Annotated in this window: 18 protein-coding genes; 15 read left to right on the forward strand and 3 right to left on the reverse strand. The window is 66.3% G+C overall.

Going from position 1 to position 16,153, the window contains the following annotated elements:
• Positions 1 to 2: 2 nt before the first annotated feature.
• Complete coding sequence (locus tag IFT67_RS15615; RefSeq protein WP_192239074.1) at positions 3 to 419, reverse strand: hypothetical protein; 417 nt, start codon at positions 417 to 419, stop codon at positions 3 to 5.
• 129 nt (positions 420 to 548) lie between these two features.
• Between IFT67_RS15615 and IFT67_RS15620 the strand changes: the two genes are divergently transcribed.
• From IFT67_RS15620 to IFT67_RS15660, 9 genes are all read left to right on the forward strand, one after another.
• Positions 549 to 1,775, forward strand: coding sequence for an ATP-binding protein (locus IFT67_RS15620; RefSeq protein WP_192239075.1), 1,227 nt, complete (start codon positions 549 to 551; stop codon positions 1,773 to 1,775).
• Positions 1,776 to 1,821: 46 nt separating this feature from the next.
• Positions 1,822 to 2,880, forward strand: a complete 1,059-nt coding sequence (locus IFT67_RS15625; protein WP_192239076.1) for a substrate-binding domain-containing protein — start codon at positions 1,822 to 1,824, stop codon at positions 2,878 to 2,880.
• A gap of 274 nt (positions 2,881 to 3,154) precedes the next feature.
• On the forward strand, positions 3,155 to 4,531 hold the full coding sequence (gene pstC / locus IFT67_RS15630) for a phosphate ABC transporter permease subunit PstC (protein ID WP_056057307.1): 1,377 nt from the start codon (positions 3,155 to 3,157) through the stop codon (positions 4,529 to 4,531).
• Positions 4,524 to 5,822, forward strand: a complete 1,299-nt coding sequence (gene pstA, locus IFT67_RS15635) for a phosphate ABC transporter permease PstA (protein ID WP_192239077.1) — start codon at positions 4,524 to 4,526, stop codon at positions 5,820 to 5,822. Before pstC ends, pstA begins: the two co-directional genes overlap by 8 nt.
• Positions 5,822 to 6,601 carry a phosphate ABC transporter ATP-binding protein PstB gene (gene pstB / locus IFT67_RS15640; RefSeq protein WP_056051462.1) on the forward strand — a complete coding sequence of 260 codons (780 nt, stop codon included), beginning with the start codon at positions 5,822 to 5,824 and terminating at the stop codon, positions 6,599 to 6,601. Before pstA ends, pstB begins: the two co-directional genes overlap by 1 nt.
• 14 nt (positions 6,602 to 6,615) lie before the next feature.
• Entirely contained in the window at positions 6,616 to 7,305 is a 690-nt protein-coding gene (phoU, locus tag IFT67_RS15645; protein WP_056489018.1) for a phosphate signaling complex protein PhoU, read from the forward strand.
• The gene (gene phoB, locus IFT67_RS15650; RefSeq protein ID WP_055873047.1) at positions 7,305 to 7,997 is read left to right on the forward strand and encodes a phosphate regulon transcriptional regulator PhoB; all 693 of its coding nucleotides are present in this window, start codon (positions 7,305 to 7,307) and stop codon (positions 7,995 to 7,997) included. Before phoU ends, phoB begins: the two co-directional genes overlap by 1 nt.
• A gap of 116 nt (positions 7,998 to 8,113) precedes the next feature.
• Entirely contained in the window at positions 8,114 to 8,434 is a 321-nt protein-coding gene (locus tag IFT67_RS15655) for a hypothetical protein (protein WP_056057295.1), read from the forward strand.
• A 95-nt stretch (positions 8,435 to 8,529) separates the two neighbouring features.
• On the forward strand, positions 8,530 to 9,444 hold the full coding sequence (locus IFT67_RS15660) for an SDR family NAD(P)-dependent oxidoreductase (RefSeq protein ID WP_192239078.1): 915 nt from the start codon (positions 8,530 to 8,532) through the stop codon (positions 9,442 to 9,444).
• 148 nt (positions 9,445 to 9,592) lie between these two features.
• On the opposite strand, the gene IFT67_RS15665 is transcribed toward IFT67_RS15660, so the two are convergent.
• The gene (locus IFT67_RS15665) at positions 9,593 to 10,225 is read right to left on the reverse strand and encodes a S24 family peptidase (protein WP_342450630.1); all 633 of its coding nucleotides are present in this window, start codon (positions 10,223 to 10,225) and stop codon (positions 9,593 to 9,595) included.
• A gap of 115 nt (positions 10,226 to 10,340) precedes the next feature.
• Between IFT67_RS15665 and IFT67_RS15670 the strand changes: the two genes are divergently transcribed.
• From IFT67_RS15670 to IFT67_RS15690, 5 genes are all read left to right on the forward strand, one after another.
• Positions 10,341 to 10,517 (forward strand): hypothetical protein, encoded by a 177-nt coding sequence (locus IFT67_RS15670; protein ID WP_165895153.1) that lies wholly within the window; start codon positions 10,341 to 10,343, stop codon positions 10,515 to 10,517.
• 2 nt (positions 10,518 to 10,519) lie between these two features.
• Positions 10,520 to 10,840, forward strand: a complete 321-nt coding sequence (locus IFT67_RS15675) for a hypothetical protein (protein WP_192239079.1) — start codon at positions 10,520 to 10,522, stop codon at positions 10,838 to 10,840.
• 67 nt (positions 10,841 to 10,907) lie between these two features.
• Complete coding sequence (locus tag IFT67_RS15680) at positions 10,908 to 12,092, forward strand: acyl-CoA dehydrogenase (protein WP_192239080.1); 1,185 nt, start codon at positions 10,908 to 10,910, stop codon at positions 12,090 to 12,092.
• 66 nt (positions 12,093 to 12,158) lie between these two features.
• Positions 12,159 to 12,986: a DUF4253 domain-containing protein gene (locus tag IFT67_RS15685; RefSeq protein WP_192239081.1), complete on the forward strand. Its 828-nt coding sequence runs from the start codon at positions 12,159 to 12,161 to the stop codon at positions 12,984 to 12,986.
• A 16-nt stretch (positions 12,987 to 13,002) separates the two neighbouring features.
• Positions 13,003 to 14,136, forward strand: coding sequence for a CoA transferase (locus IFT67_RS15690; protein WP_192239082.1), 1,134 nt, complete (start codon positions 13,003 to 13,005; stop codon positions 14,134 to 14,136).
• A 61-nt stretch (positions 14,137 to 14,197) separates the two neighbouring features.
• Here IFT67_RS15690 and IFT67_RS15695 read toward each other — a convergent pair whose 3' ends face one another.
• A complete protein-coding gene (locus IFT67_RS15695; protein WP_192239083.1) occupies positions 14,198 to 15,493 on the reverse strand; it encodes a sugar MFS transporter in 1,296 nt (431 codons plus the stop codon).
• A 106-nt stretch (positions 15,494 to 15,599) separates the two neighbouring features.
• Here IFT67_RS15695 and IFT67_RS15700 point away from each other — a divergent pair, with 106 nt between their 5' ends.
• The gene (locus IFT67_RS15700; RefSeq protein WP_192239084.1) at positions 15,600 to 16,145 is read left to right on the forward strand and encodes a (2Fe-2S)-binding protein; all 546 of its coding nucleotides are present in this window, start codon (positions 15,600 to 15,602) and stop codon (positions 16,143 to 16,145) included.
• Positions 16,146 to 16,153: the final 8 nt, after the last annotated feature.

The raw sequence follows: 16,153 nt of genomic DNA on the forward strand, positions 1-16,153 counted from the left end.
CCTCAGCCGCGCGGCATCTGCAACGAAGCGAAGCAGGTGAAGCCGCCCTGGCCACGCTGCAACCGACGGATGTATTTGACGTAGGCGCGGCTGCGGTCCGAATCGGTGCCCGGCAGCGTGCTGCCATTGGCCATCGCGCGCCTGACCTCTTCGCCCTTGAACGCGCGGTTCGACGGCGGAAACGCGCCCTTCGTACGCGCCGGGACGACCTTGCCGTCGCGATCGATATAGCCGCCCGCGCGGCTCCGGTCGGGTACCGCGATTTCGCAGTTCAGCACCGAACCCACGGTCTGCGCGAGCGCGGGACGGATCGACACGACCGCCCCTGCGCCAACGGCACCGAGCGCGAGGACACGGCGGCGTGTCGGGACGTCGGTATCCGGCATCTGATCCTGGTCGGGTCGGGTATCGTCGCTCATGGTGCCCCTGCTATACCCCCCAGTTATACCGAAGCCCTTTCACAATCCTGAAGCGCTGACAATATAGCCGTGCGGATCGTATCGAACTAGGACGCAACGGCGCCGCGTACACGCGCCTTGGAGACCCTGATGCTTTCCGGATTTGGCCTGCGCACATTTTGGGCGATCGTCGTCGTATTCGTCGCCGCCGTCGCGGTGTTCGCGATCACGCGCGACGTGCAGGGCGCGATCGTCGCGCTGGTGGGTGGAATTGCCGCCGCGCTGGTGGCTGCCGGCACCGGGGACGAGGCGCCTGCCCTGGACGACGCGACGAGCGTGTCGCCGTCGGTGCTCGACGACGTGCTGGATGCGATCGTCGCGCCGGTGATGCTGGTCGAGGACGGCCGCGTGGTGGTCGCCAATCGTGCCGCGCGGACGTTGCTCGGCGCGCATATCCTTGGCGAGGATGCGCGCGTCGCGATCCGCCATCCCGCCGCCGCCGAGCGTCTTGGGACGCCGGGGCCGATCGACGGCGAGCGGCCGATCGAACTGGTCGGGCTCGGCACGCGCGACCAGCGCTGGGAGATGCTGCTCAGCGAGACGTCGGAGGGCCAGCGGATCGTCCACCTCGTCGACCAGACCGGCAATTACGCCGCCGAGCGGATGCGGATCGATTTCGTCGCCAATGCGAGCCACGAACTGCGCACGCCCCTGGCTTCTATTCTTGGATTTATCGAAACACTCCGTGACGAAGCGGGTGAGGACGCCGAGGTTCGCGCGCGCTTCCTGAAGGTGATGGACGACGAGGCGCGGCGGATGCAGCGGCTGGTCGAGGACCTGATCTCGCTGTCGCGTATCGAGGCGGAAAAGTTTCGCCTGCCCGATCAGGCGGTCGATCTTGCGCGTCTCGTCGAGGACACGCGTGAGGAACTGGCGGATGCGGCGGGCGATCGCGGGCGGGATCTGGTCGCGACGATCGATCCGGGTATCGCCGCCGTGTCGGGCGACCGCGTCCAGCTGTCGCAGATGCTCCACAACCTTATCGGCAACGCGATGAAATACGGGCGCGCCGGGACCCCGGTGACGATCGACCTGAAGCGCGACGATGCCGGGATGATCCGCCTGTCGATTCGCGACGAGGGCGACGGGATCGCGGCGGTGCACATCCCGCGGCTGACCGAGCGCTTCTACCGCGCCGATGCGGGGCGCAGCCGGTCGCTGGGCGGCACGGGGCTCGGACTGGCGATCGTCAAGCACATCGTCGAGCGGCACCGCGGGCGGCTCGATATCGCGAGTCAGGTCGGCGTCGGGACGGTGGTTTCGGTCATTCTGCCCCCGAGCGGCGGGGCGACCAAAGGCGCTGTCATAAAAGGGTAACCCAAGTGTCACACAGGATCGTCTTAAGTACCGCTAAGGCCGGTGCATGACGGGAATTCTGGTGCAGCGGTTCGTTCTTCTAGGGGTGGTTGGGGCTCTGGCCGGTTGCGTCGATCAGGCGAACGGCGGCGGTGCGGGCTCGCGCGACCAGATCACCGCGGTCGGGTCGTCGACGGTCTATCCGTTCACGACGATGATCGCCGAACAGCTTGTCGCGAACGATCCCGATGCGAAGGCGCCGGTGATCGAATCGACCGGGACCGGCGCGGGGATGAAACTGTTCTGTGCGGGCGTCGGCGCGGCGCATCCCGATATCGAGGACGCCTCGCGGCGGATGAAGGCGAGCGAATACGCGACGTGCGCGAAGAACGGCGTCCGCGACGTGATCGAGATCCAGGTCGGGATCGACGGCATCGCCTTTGCCGAGGCGAAGAACGGCCCGAAGATGCAGCTGACACCGACCGATCTCTACAAGGCGCTCGCCGCCAATCCGGGGGGCAAGGTGAATACGGCTCGGGTCTGGCGCGACGTGAACCCGGCGCTGCCCGCGGTGCCGATCCAGGTTTACGGGCCACCGGCGACGAGTGGCACGCGCGATGCGCTGGCCGAGCTGATCCTGACCAAGGGGTGCGAGGCGAGCGATCCTTCGGCGAAGGCGCTCGCGAAGTCGGATGCCGAGGCGCACAAGGCGCTGTGCACGCGAGTGCGCGAGGACGGCGTGTATGTCGATGCGGGCGAGAACGACAATCTGATCGTCCAGAAACTCCAGTCGAACCCGAATGCGATCGGCGTGTTCGGGTACAGCTATCTCGAAGAGAATAAGGACGACGTGAACGGGGTGTCGATCTCGGGCGTCGCGCCGACCTATGCGACGATCGCGGACAATCGTTATCCAGGGTCTCGGCCGCTGTATATCTATGTGAAGAAGGCGCATCTGACCGCGATCCCGGGACTGCGGAACTTGTTGAAGCTGTATGCGGCGAACTGGGGGGCGACGGGGCCGTTGGTGAAGCGGGGGCTGATTGCTTCGCCGGCGGCGGTTCAGGCGCGGTCGGCGGCGATTATCGCGCACGAGACTGTGCTGGATCCGGCGGTGTTGTCGTGATGCGTGTTTCGTTCAACCGCACCCCCTTGCTCGTTCCCCCGCGAACGCGGGGGCCCAGGAGCCAAGCGCGCTATCCGGGCTTAGCTGGGCCCCCGCGTCCGCGGGGGAACGGAGGCTTGGCGTCGGCAACATCACATAACAGGGCCACCACCCCGGCGAAGGCCGGGGCCCAATTGGGCACCGTTGCATTGGTGAGCACAGCCCGTCGTTACTTCGACCTCCCCAATTGGGCCCCGGCCTCCGCCGGGGTGGTTGCATCGGGAGGACACGCCTGATGTCCCCCATCGCTCTCCTGTTCCTCGTCCTCGGTCTAGGCCTGATCGGCTGGCTGACCGCGCGCGTCCGCGCCACCCGCTTCCGCGCCGGCAGCACCGTCCGGTTCAGTTCGCTCCCCTCGCACCACGGCTGGTACGTCGCGTTGTGGACCGCGATCCCGCCGCTCGTCTTTCTTGTCGTCTGGTCGATGACCGCGCCCGCGCTCGTCACCGATGCGGTGCTTGCGACCCCGGCCGCGATCCAGCTTCCGCCCCCAGGCTTCGATCGCGCATCGATCCTGTCCGAAGCGCGTAGCCTCGCGGAGGGTCGCAGCTTCGGCGCGTTCCACGGACTCGCGCGGACGCTGGCCCCGTCCTACGCCGCGGCGCAATCGCGCTACGACTGGATCGCCACCGCCGCCGCGCTGCTGCTCGCTTTCGCAGGCGGCGCATTCGCCTTCACCCGCGTGAAGCCCGGCTTCGGTGCCCGCACTCAGGTCGAGCGCGTCGTGATGCTGATGCTGCTCGGCGCGTCGCTAATCGCGATCCTGACCACGGTCGGCATCGTCGCCTCCTTGCTGTACGAATCCGCGCGGTTCTTCTCGGTCGTGCCGATCACCGACTTCCTGTTCGGCACGCATTGGAGCCCGCAGGTCATCGACGCGCGCGATCCGGGTGCATCGCTCGGCGCGGTGCCGTTGTTCTGGGGGACGTTCTTTATCGGCGCGGTGATCGCGATGATCGTCGCCATTCCGTTCGGGCTGATGAGCGCGATCTACCTCACGCAATATGCCGCGCCGAACACGCGCAAGTGGATGAAGCCGATCCTCGAGGTGCTCGCGGGCGTGCCGACCGTCGTCTACGGCTATTTCGCCGCGCTGACCGTTGCACCGGCGGTGCGTGACCTCGCCGTGTCGGTCGGGATCAGTTGGGCGTCGTCGGAAAGCGCGCTCGCCGCGGGCCTCGTGATGGGCATCATGATCATTCCGTTCGTGTCGTCGATGGCCGACGACTCGATCGCCGCAGTCCCTTCGTCGATGCGCGACGGCAGCCTCGCGATGGGCGCAACCTCGTCCGAGACGATCCGTCGCGTGCTGCTCCCGGCCGCCCTGCCCGGTGTCGTCGGCGGCGTGTTGCTCGCCGTGTCGCGCGCGATCGGCGAGACGATGATCGTCGTCATGGCCGCGTCCGGCGTCGCCACGCTGACGCTCAACCCGTTCGCCAGCACCACCACGGTCACCAAGCAGATCGTCGACCTGCTGACCGGCGAGGCCGAGTTCGACAGCCCCAAGACGCTCGCCGCGTTCGCGCTGGGCCTGACGCTGTTCGTGGTCACGCTCCTTCTCAACATCGTCGCGCTGCGCGTCGTCAAACGGTACCGCGAAGCCTATGAGTGACACGCTCGTGCCCCAACTTCCGGTGACGAATGCGGAGCCGGTGCGCCGCGTGCCGACCGACTGGACGACGCAGGCGATGCAATCGCGCATCCGCCGTCGTTATGCGTCCGAGCGTCGTTTCCGCTTCGCCGGGCTCGCCGCGGTGTGGTTGTCTGCCGCGTTCCTCGCATACCTGCTGATCACGATGGTGATGCAGGGCGCGAGCGGGTTCGTCGAGACGCGCGTGGCGCTCCCGGTCGATCTCGCCGCCGCCAAGCTGCCGATCGAGCCCGCCCGCCTCGTCGGTCGCGGCGCCGATCTCGCGCTTGCCGGCGCTGGGCTGGAAGGCACGGTCGACCTCGCCGCCACCAAGGCGTTCGGCAAGGACGGCACCGACCTGCTGTCCGACGGCGCCTGGGCGGTGGTCCGCGATGCGATCAAGGCCGACCCGTCGCTGCTCCAGCGCAGGACCGTGTTCGAGGTCCCCGTCTCCAGCCCGATCGACGTTGCCGCCAAGGGCAACGGCACGCGCGACGCCGAAGCGATCGTCGCGCGACTGAAGGCGAGCGGCGCGCTGACCCGCGGGTTCAACGCGGGCTTCCTCACCTCGGCGGACTCGACCGATGCGACGCGCGTCGGGATCTGGGGGGCGTTCAAGGGGTCGCTGTTGACGATGATCGTCACGTTGCTGCTGGCGTTCCCGATCGGCGTGCTGTCGGCGCTGTATCTCGAGGAATATGCCCCGAAGAACCGCTGGACCGACCTGATCGAGGTCTCGATCAACAACCTCGCGGCGGTGCCGTCGATCATCTTCGGTCTGCTCGGTCTCGCGGTATTCCTCGGCACGTTCGGCATGCCCCGGTCGGCACCTATCGTGGGCGGCCTCACGCTCGCGCTGATGACGATGCCCGTGATCGTCATCGCCGGGCGCAACGCGATCAAGGCCGTGCCGCCGTCGATCCGCGACGCGGCGCTCGGCATCGGCGCATCGCCGGTGCAGGTCGTGTTCCACCACGTCCTGCCGCTCGCGCTGCCCGGTATCCTCACCGGCACGATCATCGGCATGGCGCGCGCGCTCGGCGAGACCGCGCCGCTGCTGATGATCGGCATGCGCGCGTTCATCGCCGCCCCGCCGTCCGGGCTGAGCGATCCCGCGACCGTGCTGCCCGTCCAGATCTTCCTTTGGTCCGATCAGGTCAGCCGCGGCTTCGTCGAGAAGACCTCCGCCGCGATCATCGTCCTGCTCGTGTTCCTGCTCGCGATGAACGGCGTCGCGATCTACCTCCGCAACCGATTCGAGACCCGCTGGTGATGCCAAAACCTTTCAAGCCTCCCGTCCTCAAGATGACGGCGCGCAACGTCTCCGTCGCCTATGGCAGCAAGATCGCGATCAACGACGTCTCGATCGACGTCGACCAGGACGAGGTCGTCGCGTTCATCGGCCCGTCGGGCTGCGGCAAGTCGACCTTCCTGCGCACGCTCAACCGCATGAACGACACCGTCGCCAGCGCGCGCGTGACGGGCGAGATCAAGCTCGACGGCCAGGACATCTATTCGCCCGACATGGACGTGGTGCAGCTCCGCGCCCGCGTCGGCATGGTGTTCCAAAAACCCAACCCGTTCCCGAAATCGATCTACGAGAACGTCGCCTATGGCCCGCGCATCCACGGTCTCGCGGGCGCAAAGGCGGATCTCGACCGGATCGTCGAGAAGTCGCTGCGCCGTGCAGGCCTGTGGGACGAGGTGAAGGATCGCCTCTCGGACAGCGGCACGGCCTTGTCGGGTGGACAGCAGCAGCGGCTGTGCATCGCGCGCGCGATCGCGGTCGATCCCGAGGTCATCCTGATGGACGAACCTTGCTCCGCACTCGATCCGATCGCGACCGCCAAGATCGAGGAACTGATCCACGAACTGCGCGGCCGCTACGCCATGGTGATCGTCACGCACAACATGCAGCAGGCGGCGCGCGTCAGTCAGAAGACCGCGTTCTTCCATCTCGGCACACTGGTCGAATACGGCAACACCTCGGACATCTTCACCAATCCCCGCGAAGAGCGGACCAAGGATTACATCACCGGCCGTTACGGCTGAGTCGGGAAACGACCATGAACACGCATACGGTCAAGGCCTTCGACAACGACATCGGCGAGCTCCGCGGGTTGATCTCGCAGATGGGCGGGCTCGCCGAGGACGCGATCGACAAGGCGATGCAGGCGCTGCAACGCAACGACCTCGCGCTCGCGGAGCAAGTGCGCGTCGCCGACAAGCAGATCGACGTCATCGAGGCGGAGGTCGAACGGCTCGCAGTGCGGATCATCGCCCTGCGCGCACCGATGGCGGTCGACCTGCGCGAGGTCGTCGCCGCGCTGAAGATCGCCGGCGTCGTCGAGCGGATCGGCGATTATGCCAAGAACATCGCCAAGCGCGTGCCGATGATCGAGAGCGAGCACCGGATCGAGCCGATCTCGATCCTGCCGGCGATGGGCCGGATGGCGAGCGAGATGGTCCACGACGTGCTCGACGCATTTGCCGCGCGCGACGCGGAAGAGGCGGTGCGCGTGGTGGAAAGCGACAATGCGCTGGACGATTTCTACGACAGCATCTTCCGAACGCTCGTCACCTACATGGTCGAGAACCCCAAGACGATCAGCCAGGTCGCGCATCTGCTGTTCGTCGCCAAGAACCTCGAGCGGATCGGCGACCACGCCACCAACGTCGCCGAGATGGTCTATTTTGCCGCGACCGGCACGCAGATGGTCGATCGCGAACGCGGCATAAAGAAGGAGCAGGCATAATGGCACGCGCGAAAATGCTGCTGGTCGAGGACGATGCCGCCCTCGCCGAATTGCTGGTCTGGCATTTCAAGCGCGAGGATTTCGAGATCGCGCATACCCCCGATGGCGAGGAAGCCTTGTTGCTCGCCAAGGAGAAGGTGCCCGACATCGTCCTGCTCGACTGGATGGTCGAGGGGCTGTCGGGGATCGAGGTGTGCCGCCGCCTGCGCCGCGCACCCGAGACGCAGAACGTGCCGATCATCATGCTCACCGCGCGTGGTGAGGAAGAGGATCGCGTGCGGGGGCTGGAGACCGGCGCCGACGATTACGTGACCAAGCCGTTCTCGCCGCGCGAACTCGTCGCCCGCGTCGGAGCCGTGCTGCGCCGCGTCCGCCCTGCCCTCGCCGGTGAGGCGCTGAGCTATGCCGACATCGAGATGGATACCGTTGGCCACAAGGTCCGCCGCTCGGGCGAAGTCGTGTCGCTCGGACCGACCGAGTTCCGGCTGCTGAAGCATTTCCTCGAGCATCCGGGCTGGGTGTTCTCGCGCGAGCGCCTGCTCGATGCGGTCTGGGGGCATGACTCGGATATCGAAAGCCGCACGGTCGACGTCCACATCCGGCGGCTGCGCAAGGCGATCAACGTCGGCGAGCGTCCGGACATCATCCGCACCGTTCGTTCGGCGGGCTATTCGCTCGATACGGGGGGGTAACGAGACTGTCCCGCGGTGGGGCGAATGGAATCGGATGCGAAACGAAGGACCCAAGCACGACTTAGTGCGTTCAGACGTCGCGCTACCAAAATGGTGCACCCATTTAGGAGATTCGTATGAAGTCCATTCTCTTCGCTGCCGCCGCTCTTCTCGCGTCGCCCGTGATCGCCCAGACGACGCCGCCGGCAGACCCCGCCGCGCAGACCGCGCCCGCGGACCAGGCGGCACCGGCCGATCCCGCAGCGCCTGCCGATCCTGCGATGGCCGCTCCTGCCGATCCGGCAGCAGCACCCGCCGCACCGATGGCACCGCCAGCACCCGCCGGTGGCGTGACGTTCGGTCAGCCAACCGTGACCCCGCCGACGCCGGCACCCGCCGAGTATCCGGTGTGTTCGAAGACGGTCAAGGACGGCTGCCGCAACCGCGGCGGCAAGTAAATCCGGCGGCAAGCGGCGGGTGATCCTGCCGCTTGCCTAGCTGGCTTTACGTTCTAGGAAAGGCGCTCCAACTATAAGAGAGGGGCGCCTTTTCCATGTCTGAGAACTTTGGGTCTATCAGCTTTGAAGATCGGGTCGCGATCGTCACCGGCGCAGGCGGTGGCCTGGGCCGCGAATATGCGCTCGAACTCGCCCGGCGTGGTGCGAAGGTCGTGGTCAACGATCTGGGTGCGTCGCGCGACGGCACCGGCCATTCCGACGCCGCATTGAAAGTCGTCGAGGAAATCGAAGCGGCCGGCGGCGAGGCGATGTCGAACGGCGGCAGCGTCACCGAGTACGACCAGATGGTCGAGATGGTCGCCCGCGCCTCCGAGAAATGGGGCGGCGTCCACATCCTCATCAACAACGCCGGCGTGTTGCGCGACAAGAGCTTCGCCAAGATGGAGCCCGCTGACTTCAAGTTCGTCGTCGACGTGCACCTGAACGGCTCGGCCAACGCCACCAAGGCAGTCTGGGACACGATGCGCGCGCAGAATTACGGCCGCATCCTGATGACCGCGTCGTCGACCGGTCTCTATGGCAATTTCGGTCAGGCGAACTACGGCGCCGCCAAGCTCGGCCTTGCGGGGCTGACCAAGACGCTCGCGATCGAGGGCGCCAAAAACAACATCAAGGTCAACACGATCGCGCCGACCGCAGGCACGCGCATGACGCAGGACATCTTCCCCGAGGAAGCGTTCAAGGCGTTCTCCCCCGACAAGGTCGCGCCTGCCGCGGTGTTCCTGGTATCGGAGGATGCGCCGACCAACATGATCGTCGGTGCGGGCGCGGGCGTGTTCCAGGCGGCGTATGTGACGCTGACGCAGGGCACGTTGCTGACCGGCGACGACCTGTCGGTGGAGGGTGTCGCGGCACATTGGGACGCGATCATCGACCGGACTGGTGAGATCGTCCCGCAGTCGGGCTCGGAACAGTCGATGACCATCCTGAGCAAGCTGCAGGGGCGCTGACTCCTGGGCATCCCCTGCAAGGGGAGGCTTTTCTAACCGTTCCCCCGCGGAAGCGGGGGTCCAGGACCACGAACGTTGTCGGTTGTAGCCCTGGGCTCCCGCTTTCGCGGGAGAACCGGATCCATTTGAGGGAGCTGCGGCTCCATCCTTACCGCGGCTCTCGCATCTGCCAGACTACTCGACCGATGACCGCGATAGCTCCGTCGGGCACCGGCCCTGCATCAGGGTTATCGCTCTTCGCCACCAATGCCCCGCGTACCAGGGCAACGCGCTTCACCATCACTGCGTCGTCGATCCGGATGACGTACACCCCGCCCTTGGCGCGCGGCGTACGGTCGGCGGTGTCGACCACGATGTGATCGCCGTCGAACAGCCCCGGCTCCATCGAACTGCCACGCACACGGATGATCGCCGCCTGCCCGTCTCTTAGCCCGAGTTTCCGCGCAAGGCCGGGGTCCAGCGTGTCGGTGCCGAGCACGATCTCGCTATCGACCAGCGCGCCCGGCCCCGCCGACGCCGCGACGTCGAGCTTGCGGATGCGAAACCCTGCCGGCCGGTCGGCGGGTGCGCCCAGCCTTGCCTCGCTCACCCCCAGATATTCCGACAGCAATCGACGATCGCGTTCGCCGAGCACCCGCGGCGATCCACGCCGGACATATTGCTGAAGGTACGCAGCGTTGCGCCCCAGCATCGCCGACAGCGCCGCCAGACTGTCGCCACGCGCCGCGGCCAGCGTTGCCAGCACGGTTCTTGGATCGGGATCGGACACGGTTCTAGCCACGCCCGAACCGTAGCGTAGGAATTTTCCTAGACAAGTAGGATTTGCCGGAACAGATCAAGAACACAGGCAGGGACCCGGGCCAGGGACTCGGGGCCAGGAACAGGAAGGAGCGACCATGTCCGTTCTCATCAAGATCGACCGATATCTGCGGCAGACCGGCATGCCGACGTCGAAGTTCGGCCGGTTGGCGGTCGGCGATCCGCGGCTGGTCCACGACCTCCGACTCGGTCGCCAGCCGCGCGCGCCGATGGTGGCGCGGATCGAAACCTTCATAGAACGGCACGGGTCGTGAGGATGGACGCGATCCGCGGCCCCGATGCGGGCACGCTGTTGATCCGCGCGCTTCGCGGCCATGCAGGGGCGGCAGGCCTGACGATGCGCGTCGAGTCGATCGCGTGCACGCCGTGGGCGAGCGCTACGTTCGTCGGCACGCTGCACCGGCTGACGATCGCGGCGATGCCCGTACCCGGTCTTCGAGACTGGATCGAGACGTTGCCCGAAGCGGAGTTTGCGATGCGCGGGCATATCGTCGTCGATCTCGTGGTCGACCGCATCGAGTCGATCGGCGACCGCGAGCATGTGACGATCGCGGTACTCACGCTGATCGACGCGTAAACGTCTCGTCAGGGGTGGACTTTCGCCGGCCGAACCACGAAGTCGGCGGTCAACGAAGGAGATTCATATGGCCGGGATGGGCAAGTTCGACTGGGCGGATCCGTTCCTGCTCGACGATCAGTTGAGCGAGGACGAGCGGATGATCCGCGACAGCGCGAAGGCCTATGCCGACGACAAGCTCGCGCCGCGGATCATCGACGCGTTCCAGCACGAGCATACCGATCCCGCGATTTTCCGCGAGATGGGCGCGCTGGGGCTGCTTGGGCCGACGATCCCCGAGGAATATGGCGGCGTCGGTGCGTCCTATGTCGCCTACGGGCTGGTCGCGCGCGAGGTGGAGCGGATCGACTCGGGCTATCGCTCGATGATGTCGGTGCAGTCGAGCCTCGTGATGTACCCGATCAATGCGTTCGGCTCCGATGAACAGAAGCGCAAATACCTGCCCAAGCTCGCGACCGGCGAATGGATCGGCTGCTTTGGGCTGACCGAGCCGGATGCGGGGTCGGATCCCGGCGGGATGACGACGCGCGCGAAGAAGACGGCCAACGGCTATGTCATCTCGGGTGCGAAGACGTGGATCTCGAACTCGCCGATCGCCGACGTGTTCGTGATCTGGGCGAAGTCCGACGAGCACGGCGGCGGCATCCGTGGCTTTATCCTCGAGCGCGGGATGAAGGGGCTGGAGACGCCGAAGATCGAGGGCAAGCTGTCGTTGCGCGCGTCGATCACCGGCATGGTGATGATGGACGAGGTCGAGGTCGGCGACGACGCGCTGTTGCCCGACGTGCAGGGATTGAAGGGGCCGTTCGGCTGCCTCAACCGCGCGCGCTACGGGATTTCCTGGGGAGCGCTTGGTGCAGCGGAGTTCTGCTTCCATGCAGCGCGGCAGTACGGGCTGGACCGCAACCAGTTCGGCACACCTTTGGCGGGGCGGCAGCTTTTCCAGAAGAAGCTGGCGGATATGGAGACCGAGATCGCACTCGGGTTGCAGGCGTCGTTGCGCGTCGGGCGGTTGATGGACGAAGGCCGGTTCGCGCCGGAAATGGTCTCGATCGTCAAGCGCAACAACGTCGGCAAGGCGCTCGATATCGCGCGGATGTCTCGCGACATGCATGGTGGCAACGGGATTTCGGGGGAGTATCAGGTGATGCGCCACCTGATGAACCTCGAGACGGTCAACACGTATGAGGGTGCGCATGACGTGCATGCGCTGATCCTCGGGCGCGCGATCACGGGTATCGCGGCGTTCTAGGCGCTGTATGCCGTCTGATGAGCACGATGGCGTTCGCCGACGGGCTGCCGCCAAGGAAGGGGAGCAATGGGATTTTTCGATTCGATCCGCCGGTTCTTCGCCAGTGGAGACATGCCAGCTTCGACGCCGGTTCCGCCGCCTGTAGCTGAACCGGTCGCATCGATCGTAGCGACCGAACCGCTCGCGTTCCCCTACCCGCTCGTGACCGTCCATGGGCGCGACGCGTTGGCGACCTGGAACCGTCTTCGAGGAGAGGACGGTGGATGGCCAGTGGTCCTCGGCGGCGACGAGGATGTGGCGTCCATCCGGGAAGGGATCGAGGACCTCGACGACCGTAGCCCGGACGCGATCCTCGCCATCGCAGACGGGCTGACCTTCCCCGCATCGCTCGTCGCCCATCACGAAGACCAGGACCGGCGAACGCGGGAATGGCTCCGCGAGCAGGGGCGTGCCGACCGGGACGAGGAACGCCCCGAGCCGCCGATCGGCGAATGGCCTACAGGGGTCACACCAACGGGGTTCACCGTTGCATCCGATATCCTGACGGGACAGTTCCACGACCGCGTCCACATCGCGATCCTGCCGTGCAAGACCGGTTGGGAGGCGATGGCGTTCCTCCGCTGGGGCGGTTGGAACGACAATCCCTCGGCCGAATATCATGTCGCCGCGCTGAGGGAATGGAACGCGGCTTTCGGCGCAGAACTGGTCGGATGCAGCCGCGACGTCATCAACCTGCATGTCGCCACTCGCCCGTTCACACGAGAGGCAGCGATGCAACTTGCCCGCGACCAATATCTGTACTGCACCGATCTCGTGGAGCAGGGTTCGGAGACCTTCGCTGGCTTGGCAGCAGCGCTGATGGCGGACGATTGGTGGTATTTCTGGTGGGATTGAACAGCGGTGCGGTCCTGTGAAGCAGACACCGCTGAGCGGCCTGAAGGTCGTCGAACTTGCGCGAATTCTGGCCGGTCCCTGGGCGGGGCAGGTGCTTGCCGATCTCGGCGCGGACGTCGTCAAGGTCGAGAGCCCCGCCGGGGACGACACGCGAACCTGGGGGCCGCCGTTTATCGACAACCCTGACGGCACGCGCGACGCCGCGTATTTCCACGCCGCCAATCGCGGCAAGCGATCGATCGTCGCCGACTTCACCACATCCGAAGGTCAGGCGATCGTCCGCGACCTGATCGCCGACGCCGATGTCGTGATCGAGAATTTCAAGGTCGGTGGGCTCGCCAAATACGGGCTCGACTACGCCACGCTTGCGGCGATCAATCCCCGCCTCGTCTATTGCTCGATCACCGGCTTTGGCCAGGACGGCCCCTACGCGCCGCGCGCGGGTTACGACTTCATCGTCCAAGGCATGAGCGGAATCATGGACCTGACCGGCGAGCGGGACGGCGCGCCGCAGAAGATCGGTGTCGCGTTCGCCGACATCATGACCGGGCTGTATTCCGTGATCGCGATCCAGGCGGCGCTGGCGATGCGCGAGCGGACCGGCAAGGGTCAGCAGATCGACATGGCGTTGCTCGATACGATGACCGGGGTGCTGGCGAATCAGGCGATGAACTGGTTCGCGAGCGGCGTGTCGCCGACGCGGGTCGGGAATGCGCATATGAACGTGTGTCCCTATGCGGTGTTTCCGTGTGCCGATGGGTGGTTCATCCTGGCGGTCGGGAATGACGGGCAGTTCCGGCGGTTCTGCGACGCGATGGGCCTGTCCGAGATGCGCGACGATCCGCGGTTCGCGACCAATGCCGGGCGGTTGGCGTTCAAGGATGTGTTGTTCGCGGGGATCGAGGCGGCGACGTCTCGCGTGCCGAAGCTCGAGTTGCTGGCGCGGCTGGAGGCGGTCGGGGTGCCGGCCGGGCCGATCAATACGGTGGCGCAGGCGTTCGATGATCCGCAGGTTGTCGCACGAGGAATGGCGATCGACGTCGCGCGGCCGGATGGGTCTCTGGTTCCGGGGCTGCGTACGCCGATCCGGTTTTCGGATGCCGATCTCGCGACCGGGCGGGCGGCGCCGATGCTTGGGTCTACCGACTAAGCATGTGTCCCCGCGAAGGCGGGGACACAGTCTGGGCCCCCGCCTTCGCGGGGGAACACGCTCAGTAGGCCGCTTCGACCACCGGCTTCCTGGCATACAGTCCGTATGCCAAAATCAGCGCGTAGCAGATCGCCGGGAGCAGCAGCGCGAAGTGCAGGCTGCCCGACTTGTCCGCGAGCATGCCCGTCAGATACGGGACGATCGCGCCGCCGACGATCGCCGTAGCGATCACGCCCGAGCCTTCCGCTGCGCGCTTGCCGAGACCTTCCGACGCGAGGCTGAAGATCGTCGGGAACATCACCGCGTTCATCAGGCCGATCGCCAGCAACGCCCAGCCCGACAAAGCACCCTCGGTGTTCGCCGAGATCAGGATCAGCGCCAGCGTGCCCGTCGCGACGCCGGCGAGGACCTTGCCCGGCGACACCTTGTTCAGCACGTACGCGCCGATGAACCGGCCGACCAGCGCACCGCCCCAGTAGAACGGCACGTGCTTGCCCGCCGCGACGTCGCTCAGGCCCATCACGCTCGGCTGCATCAGGTAATTGACGATCAGCGAGCCGACCGCGACTTCGGCGCCGACGTACAGGAAGATGCACGCCGTCCCCATCGCGAACCGCGGACGCTTCAGCAGCGTGAACGCGTGGAAGATGCTGCCGGTCTGGTCCTGCTCCTCGTTGAGCCGGTTGCGACGGGTCCACACGACCGCGGCGACGATCAGCAGCGCGATCGCGAGGCCGATATAGGTGTGCACGACGGTCCGCGACGACTCCGTCCGGTAGGCGTCGAGCGCGGCGCCGGTGAGCGTCGAAGAGTCGACCGTCGCCAGCCCGCCGAGGATCAGCGCGGAGCCGACATACGGGAAGATCGTGGTACCGAGCGAGTTGAACGCCTGGGCGAAGGTCAGCCGGCTCGAGGCGGACTTGGGATGACCGAGCGCCGAGATCAGCGGGTTGGCGACGACCTGCACCACGGTGATGCCTGCGCCGAGCACGAACAGCGCGAACAGGAACATGCCGAAGCTCGCCTGACCCGCGGCGGGGATGAACAACAGACAGCCCGCGGTCATCGTCACGAGGCCGATCGACGCGGTGCGCATGTATCCGGCCTTGCGCACGATAGCCGCGGCGGGGATCGAGAACAGCGCATAGGCGAGGAAGAACGCCGACTGCACCAGCATCGCGGTCGCGTGGTCGAGCGTGAAGAGCTCTTTCATCTTCGGAATGATGATGTCGTTCAGCGAGGTGATCCCACCGAAGATGAAGAACAGCGCGAACACGAACACGCGCAGGTCGGGCGCGTCGTAGCCGTGGCTGGCGTCGCCTCCGGCTGCTTCTGTGGATTTGGTATCGACGTGCATCGTGTTGCGCCCTCTCGCGGTATTATTGGCTGCGACATAAGCCGGGGGCCCGCCGCGTGGCAATGCCGCTTGGTGCGATCCCGTCCGACCGGCTAGGACGACGAGCATGAGCCGCTTCACCGTCAATAACGTGCCGATCGAGTACAAGCTGGACAATGCTACGCCGCTGCTGTGGGCGCTGCGCGATGCGTCGAACCTGACGGGGACGAAATATGGCTGCGGCACCGGGCAGTGCGGCGCGTGCACGGTCGACATCGACGGGCGGGCGATGCGGAGTTGCCGGGTGCCGATCGGCTCGATCGAGGGCGCATACGTCACGACGATCGAAGGCCTGTCGCGCGAACGCAATCATCCGGTGCAGCTGGCGTTTATCGCGGAGTCGGTGTCGCAATGCGGGTTCTGCATCCCGGGGATGATCATAGCGGCAGCCGCGTTGCTGAAGCGCAATGCAGACCCGAGCGAAGCGCTGATCCGCGAGCAGATCACCAACCTGTGCCGGTGCGGGGTGTATCCGCGCGTGGTCGAGGCGATCCAGCGGGCTGGGCGCGCGACGCGGGGCGAAGAGGTTATTCCGGCAGGTCCGCGGCCGGGGATCGATCCCGCGGACTCGGCGCGGCTGGTGCCGGCACTGGTGCCGCCGCCGGCGCGGTAGGCGATCCC

Origin of the sequence: Sphingomonas sp. CFBP 13728, from assembly GCF_014841895.1 — a bacterium.
Lineage (GTDB): Bacteria > Pseudomonadota > Alphaproteobacteria > Sphingomonadales > Sphingomonadaceae > Sphingomonas.

Coding starts and splice junctions, on each gene's coding strand:
- IFT67_RS15615 (WP_192239074.1), bottom strand. CDS start 419: ATGAGCGACGATACCCGACCCGACCAGGATCAGATGCCGGATACCGAC.
- IFT67_RS15620 (WP_192239075.1), top strand. CDS start 549: ATGCTTTCCGGATTTGGCCTGCGCACATTTTGGGCGATCGTCGTCGTA.
- IFT67_RS15625 (WP_192239076.1), top strand. CDS start 1,822: ATGACGGGAATTCTGGTGCAGCGGTTCGTTCTTCTAGGGGTGGTTGGG.
- pstC (WP_056057307.1), top strand. CDS start 3,155: ATGTCCCCCATCGCTCTCCTGTTCCTCGTCCTCGGTCTAGGCCTGATC.
- pstA (WP_192239077.1), top strand. CDS start 4,524: ATGAGTGACACGCTCGTGCCCCAACTTCCGGTGACGAATGCGGAGCCG.
- pstB (WP_056051462.1), top strand. CDS start 5,822: ATGCCAAAACCTTTCAAGCCTCCCGTCCTCAAGATGACGGCGCGCAAC.
- phoU (WP_056489018.1), top strand. CDS start 6,616: ATGAACACGCATACGGTCAAGGCCTTCGACAACGACATCGGCGAGCTC.
- phoB (WP_055873047.1), top strand. CDS start 7,305: ATGGCACGCGCGAAAATGCTGCTGGTCGAGGACGATGCCGCCCTCGCC.
- IFT67_RS15655 (WP_056057295.1), top strand. CDS start 8,114: ATGAAGTCCATTCTCTTCGCTGCCGCCGCTCTTCTCGCGTCGCCCGTG.
- IFT67_RS15660 (WP_192239078.1), top strand. CDS start 8,530: ATGTCTGAGAACTTTGGGTCTATCAGCTTTGAAGATCGGGTCGCGATC.
- IFT67_RS15670 (WP_165895153.1), top strand. CDS start 10,341: ATGTCCGTTCTCATCAAGATCGACCGATATCTGCGGCAGACCGGCATG.
- IFT67_RS15675 (WP_192239079.1), top strand. CDS start 10,520: ATGGACGCGATCCGCGGCCCCGATGCGGGCACGCTGTTGATCCGCGCG.
- IFT67_RS15680 (WP_192239080.1), top strand. CDS start 10,908: ATGGCCGGGATGGGCAAGTTCGACTGGGCGGATCCGTTCCTGCTCGAC.
- IFT67_RS15685 (WP_192239081.1), top strand. CDS start 12,159: ATGGGATTTTTCGATTCGATCCGCCGGTTCTTCGCCAGTGGAGACATG.
- IFT67_RS15695 (WP_192239083.1), bottom strand. CDS start 15,493: ATGCACGTCGATACCAAATCCACAGAAGCAGCCGGAGGCGACGCCAGC.
- IFT67_RS15700 (WP_192239084.1), top strand. CDS start 15,600: ATGAGCCGCTTCACCGTCAATAACGTGCCGATCGAGTACAAGCTGGAC.